The organism is Petralouisia muris (assembly GCF_004793545.1).
Lineage (GTDB): Bacteria > Bacillota > Clostridia > Lachnospirales > Lachnospiraceae > Petralouisia > Petralouisia muris.
Window position 1 is genome coordinate 1 of sequence record NZ_SRYA01000177.1, and the last position, 2,787, is coordinate 2,787.

A 2,787-nucleotide genomic window follows, 5' to 3' on the forward strand; every position below is an offset into this window, starting at 1 on the left:
TAATAGATTGAAGTGTGCAAAATGAATGTAAATAATTTTACGGTTTTTGTAACGGAATTTCAGAGAGTGAGGTATCAATATGACTAACAAAGACATTGACATGATACAAGAAAATATTAGGAGGGATTCATTTAAAAATGATTATTGGGGGTTATACCAAGATGTTTGGAATTTCCACAAGAAATATTCAAAGGTGCAGACAGATGATGCGTACTGGGAAGCGGTAGTTGATGAAAGCGGACAGATAGCAAAGAAGTATGATAATCATAAATTTGCGATTGCGTTATTATTGGCGGTCATTGATGAAATGGAACGGATTTATAAGGAGATGATGAAAAATGCAGACACAGCAGTATAAGGATTATATGCGTAGTGAGGAATGGGAAGCCAAGAAACAGGAGCGAATAGCCATAGATGGCGGTTGCGTGATGTGCGGCAGACCAATAAGCAGGATTAGGAGCGTACAGGTGCATCATATCACTTATGCCAGATTAGGCAATGAAAATGTGCTGACAGACCTTTGTACTCTTTGCGGTTCGTGTCATAAGAAGATACACGCCTATTATAACCGCAAGAGGGCATGAAAATTCAAGTACATTACATGTATACAAATTATAAAAAGGAAAATATGTAGAAAGTAGGTGCAGTATGAGCGATATAGAAGAAAAAAAGCGTTTTATGGTGCGACAATGGGAAGATTTGAAGAAATCCGGCGGTGTGACATTCAGCTTAAACCAGATGGAGCAGATTTTACAGGGAGGTGACGGAACTGTGTTGACACGAGAAGAAGTAATGAGCAAGGTTATAGATTATTTTAATAGCTGTGTAAAAGTGGTACTTGATGAAGATACGCAGGAAAAGGTTACTACATGGGTGCGTAATCCTACAAAATCCGGCCTTGCATTATGTTTGGGGATTGATAAACAGACATTACTTGATTATGTTAAGGGTGTTAATTCAGATGGGAAAGCCTATAGCCGAACAAATCCAGATTATAAGCGGATTGTTGCTACAGAGGATTTTGATATTTTGCAGAGGGCTTACAGTCTGATAGAAACATTTTACGAAGAAAAGTTGGGAGAAAACAGAAATAATGCCGGAACGCAGGGTATTAACTGCTGCCGAACTGCCAAAACTGGGAAAACCTGCAACGCTACAGAGCGAGGATTTACCAAAATTGGGAATGAAACTGGATTATGGGGAGGGAGAAGATGAGTTTTAAAGTATATGTTGAAGAAATACTGCAAAATGAGGTTTTAAGCGTGGTTAGGCAGCAGGGATATGTTCTTGAAACTGAAATCTGCACTATGATATGTGAGAAATACAATATTTCCTTATACATAGTGCGTGCAACGCTTAGAAGAATTTATCCCGAAATGTCATTATTGAAAAGGCGTATGTCGGATGATTTAAAGCGGTTTTATGAATTGGAAGTGAAAGGCTATCCGATTGCATATCTGCCGAATAAATGATTTTTAGTAACTGTTAATTTTTTATAAAGAAAGTATGAGGTATCAATATGAACGCACGAATAGCGGAACTGCACAGCAAAGTGTTTAGCACACCTAGGAATAGTCCGGAGCGAGAGCAAGCCATAAATTCATTAAGTGATTCAGAAAGAGAAGCAGTATTCAATCTTGAAAAAGATTATATGCTTGGGCGTATTACAAGACAGGATATTGCGGAAATGAAACAGGAGGGAAACGAAACTATGACCTATGCACAATACAAGAAAATAATGGATAATGATTGCAAAGGACAGCTTCGGGAGTTGTCACAATTTGCTAAAGAGAACCGGGAATTGTACAGGCAGTATAGTGATAGATATGGAAAAGAAAGAGAAGCAGAACGAAAATCACGATTCACCGAAAGCACATTCAAAAATAAACCATTTTCGATTAGGTAGGGAGGTAAAATATTATGGAATACAAACATATTCAGACAATAACGGCTTTACGCAATCAGAACGGAATTAAGGCGCATCGGATTTTAGATATTGAAGATAAACACTTAATTTTTCAATTATGGCTGAATGGTGACGAGCAGGGGCGCCTGATGGTATTAATGACGGAAGAATACCGGATAGGAGAATTTATTGATTTACAAGTGATACGGACAAGTAGAACGTCATATCAAGTAACGCTGATTGGACGGACGCCGCAAAAGTTTATTCCTGTAGATGGGCGAGCAATAGCAGTATAGGGGGAGAATTATGGATAATAAGAACGGTACAGTGCAAAGGCAGCAGGAACGCAAAGACTGCCAAACACTGACAGCGGAAGAAATGGCTGTAAAATCGGCAAAAAGAACAGGGGACGAGCGGGCAAGGCGTGAAATTATTTGAGACTATGCAAAATGAGCCTTGCATCCGCATTTAATGAGCATGAGTATTTCTCTTTAGATGATGTAATGACAATAACCGGGGAGAGCAGGGAAGAACTTTTACAGCGGATAGAGCAGTGCAGACAGGAATTGATAGAAGCCGGAGAAAACCCGGACGAGTATTTCAAGCCTGTAGAGCCACAGAGGACAGCAGTCTATTACTTCCCTAACGGTTTGCATTAACGAAATTTGTTCTTGAAACAAAAGCCGAAACATGATATAGTATAGATACAAAAGAGGAAACAACCGCCCACAAAGTGGTTGACCTCCAGATGACTATATAAGCCTACCTGTACCGCCAAGTAACAAGGTAGGCTTTTTATTCTAAATCTCAAATAAAATGCCTTATTCTAACAGAAATATTATTCTACAACAATCCCACAAAGCCTGTAACTTTGTGGGATT

At 39.0% G+C, this 2,787-nt stretch carries 8 protein-coding genes; all 8 read left to right on the forward strand.

What is annotated here, in order from left to right; translation table 11 throughout:
- The first annotated feature begins 79 nt into the window (after positions 1-79).
- The 8 genes from E5329_RS28790 to E5329_RS28820 all read left to right on the forward strand — a co-directional run bounded on the left by E5329_RS28790 (position 80) and on the right by E5329_RS28820 (position 2,565).
- Complete coding sequence (locus tag E5329_RS28790) at positions 80-358, forward strand: hypothetical protein (protein WP_135992531.1); 279 nt, start codon at positions 80-82, stop codon at positions 356-358.
- Positions 339-584: an HNH endonuclease signature motif containing protein gene (locus tag E5329_RS28795; protein WP_135992532.1), complete on the forward strand. Its 246-nt coding sequence runs from the start codon at positions 339-341 to the stop codon at positions 582-584. Before E5329_RS28790 ends, E5329_RS28795 begins: the two co-directional genes overlap by 20 nt.
- A gap of 64 nt (positions 585-648) precedes the next feature.
- The gene (locus E5329_RS28800; protein ID WP_135992533.1) at positions 649-1,215 is read left to right on the forward strand and encodes a hypothetical protein; all 567 of its coding nucleotides are present in this window, start codon (positions 649-651) and stop codon (positions 1,213-1,215) included.
- Positions 1,212-1,472, forward strand: a complete 261-nt coding sequence (locus E5329_RS28805) for a hypothetical protein (RefSeq protein ID WP_135992534.1) — start codon at positions 1,212-1,214, stop codon at positions 1,470-1,472. Before E5329_RS28800 ends, E5329_RS28805 begins: the two co-directional genes overlap by 4 nt.
- Before the next feature lie 47 nt (positions 1,473-1,519).
- Positions 1,520-1,906, forward strand: a complete 387-nt coding sequence (locus tag E5329_RS28810) for a hypothetical protein (protein WP_135992535.1) — start codon at positions 1,520-1,522, stop codon at positions 1,904-1,906.
- Positions 1,907-1,920: 14 nt separating this feature from the next.
- Positions 1,921-2,202, forward strand: a complete 282-nt coding sequence (locus tag E5329_RS28815; RefSeq protein ID WP_135992536.1) for a hypothetical protein — start codon at positions 1,921-1,923, stop codon at positions 2,200-2,202.
- Positions 2,203-2,212: 10 nt separating this feature from the next.
- The gene (locus E5329_RS31395; RefSeq protein ID WP_275443874.1) at positions 2,213-2,344 is read left to right on the forward strand and encodes a hypothetical protein; all 132 of its coding nucleotides are present in this window, start codon (positions 2,213-2,215) and stop codon (positions 2,342-2,344) included.
- Complete coding sequence (locus E5329_RS28820) at positions 2,341-2,565, forward strand: hypothetical protein (protein ID WP_135992537.1); 225 nt, start codon at positions 2,341-2,343, stop codon at positions 2,563-2,565. Before E5329_RS31395 ends, E5329_RS28820 begins: the two co-directional genes overlap by 4 nt.
- Positions 2,566-2,787 lie beyond the last annotated feature (222 nt).